The 1,985-nt window shown below is 41.5% G+C and carries 3 protein-coding genes and 2 pseudogenes; 4 read left to right on the top strand and 1 reads right to left on the bottom strand.

Features of this window, described 5'->3' with window-relative positions; all coding sequences use genetic code 11:
* Window positions 1–434: pseudogene (locus PX481_RS01610) on the bottom strand (plasmid replication protein, CyRepA1 family); the annotation flags it as partial.
* Window positions 435–707: 273 nt separating this feature from the next.
* Here PX481_RS01610 and PX481_RS30000 point away from each other — a divergent pair.
* The 4 genes and pseudogenes from PX481_RS30000 (at window position 708) to PX481_RS01590 (ending at window position 1,919) form a co-directional block, all read left to right on the top strand.
* Window positions 708–902 (top strand): IS1/IS1595 family N-terminal zinc-binding domain-containing protein, encoded by a 195-nt coding sequence (locus tag PX481_RS30000; RefSeq protein WP_423251347.1) that lies wholly within the window; start codon window positions 708–710, stop codon window positions 900–902.
* Between the two features lie 52 nt (window positions 903–954).
* Window positions 955–1,134 (top strand): PEP-CTERM sorting domain-containing protein, encoded by a 180-nt coding sequence (locus PX481_RS01600; RefSeq protein ID WP_223212949.1) that lies wholly within the window; start codon window positions 955–957, stop codon window positions 1,132–1,134.
* Window positions 1,135–1,389: 255 nt separating this feature from the next.
* Window positions 1,390–1,641: a hypothetical protein gene (locus PX481_RS01595; protein ID WP_288024270.1), complete on the top strand. Its 252-nt coding sequence runs from the start codon at window positions 1,390–1,392 to the stop codon at window positions 1,639–1,641.
* Between the two features lie 29 nt (window positions 1,642–1,670).
* A pseudogene (locus PX481_RS01590) lies at window positions 1,671–1,919 on the top strand (Txe/YoeB family addiction module toxin).
* Window positions 1,920–1,985: the final 66 nt, after the last annotated feature.

Below are 1,985 nucleotides of genomic sequence, written 5' to 3'. Positions count from 1 at the left end.
GACCAAAAACCGAGATCCTCTTGCTTATTATCCACTTCTTCAGTTAAAATATTAATACTGATATGCTGGGCTATCCTTTGCCAAATTTTCAGGGGAACCCGCAAAGCAAAGACTCCCGTAGGGGTTTGGGGAGGATGTTCGTACTTAATCGGTTTAGCCTTATCAAGGCTTAAACGGGGAAAATCGGGCTTAAAACAGCCCCAAAGGTCATAATTACCCGTTAATAAGTCAATTCCTGAACACCACCAACCGCCTTGACTGATATGTTCATAACGCTTGAGAATATCATCCCTAACTCTGCCATCATTGCGTCGCGGTAATTCTTGGGAGTAGAGTAGGTATTCACTGGGAGATAACCCCGCTAAACTGGTGACATTGAGATGGATTAACTCCGCGTCCACCCCGCTACCACGCCATTCTTCTAAATATTTCATCCTTGTCCTCTACTGGCTAGACGCTATATATAGCGTTTTTGTCCTATTATTCTAGCGGTAAGCCACTAAATAGCGAAAAGATAAATTTTACTCTCTCAGAGGTTCTCGGAGGAAATTTGACTTTTAATCCACTCTTGTCTTAGATTATCGAAAAGTTAAGTAGTCGTGCAAAAGGAGACAGGAGACAGGCTTCGGCCGTGAGATCAGGCTTCGACGGTGAGCTCAGCCGGTAGTGATCCGATAGTAGTGGCGTAGCTCTCTTGCTTATCTAGCCTGAGTTGTAAAGATTCACAAGCTTCAATATTTCGTTGTCCTAAATGGGGTTCTTGCCATACCATCAAAAATGGTTCTACACATAATGGCAAACCAAAACGTAAGGGTAAAGATTGTGGTCGTCAGTTTGTAATTAATCCTAGTAATAAAACCGTCTCTAACGAAAACAAAAAATTAATAGTTTGGGATCAATAGCTCGGGTAATTTCACATTCACGGCAACCAGTGGTCAAAGCACTCTTGAGATTTTGGGAATACTTGGGACTCCTAACGATAGTTCTGATATTGCCTTTGATGATTTAATAGTGAGTACCGTAGCCGTACCCGTACCCGAATCTGAACCTCTAGCCATGTTAGGTTTAGTAACCGTTATCGGATTCGGTACCGGCTTGCGGCGGAAACTTGCTAAGAATAGTCAGAAAAAATAAGTCCCGCAAAAATAAGAAAAAGGGACAGAAATAACCTTGATCCTATTCCTTTTGTCTCGTGCCAAGGTTCTACATTGGCACGAGAAAGGGGAGGATATCCCTCCCTTCCCTGATGGGTTACACAAAAGCTAGAACCTCTGGAAATGCGTTGCAAGGGATACCCTGGCAACGAGGTAAGACTATACAGAAACGAGAAGAGCCAAGTTATCGTTGAAACTGCTATAATTAGTAAAATCTCAAGAATAGTAAAATTATATGAATGCACTGAAATACCAAACAATCATCAAAAATGGTCAACTTAGTTTACCTCCCCTCGACTTACCAGAAGGAACAGTGGTCGAAGCGATTTTATTGATTAAAGAAGCTGCTGAAATGGATGAAACAGACTATCTGCTTTCCACAGAAGCTAACCGTCAACATCTCCAAGAGGCAAGAGAATCTCTTAAAAATCCTGATAGTTATATTTATGTAGATGCTGCTAACTTATCAGGAAAGTCGCCTTTCTAACCCGAAGTTTTGATGAGTTTAACCAATGGGTGATCGCAGATAAAAAAGTTGACGCTAAAATTGTCAGCCTTATTAAAGATGTTCAAAGAGAGCCTTTTTCTGGATTAGGAAAACCAGAAGCATTAAAACATGAACTATCAGGATTATAGTCACGACGCATTACAAAAGAACATCGCCTAGTTTATAGCGTGTCTGATCAAGAAATTGGGCGTTGTCAAATTGAAACCCACATTCCGCACCCTAAGTGTCACAACGTCTCAAAAGAGGAAGATGCCTGAGTCAAAATACTTATCTAGAGGAGTGAGTTGGCGGCAAGCTGCCACCAACTAAGCCGAAAATTTCAG

The organism is Microcystis sp. M53603_WE2 (assembly GCF_030065435.1).
Note: the sequence above shows the minus strand (reverse complement) of the source record. Positions and strands in the feature narration are given on the sequence as shown.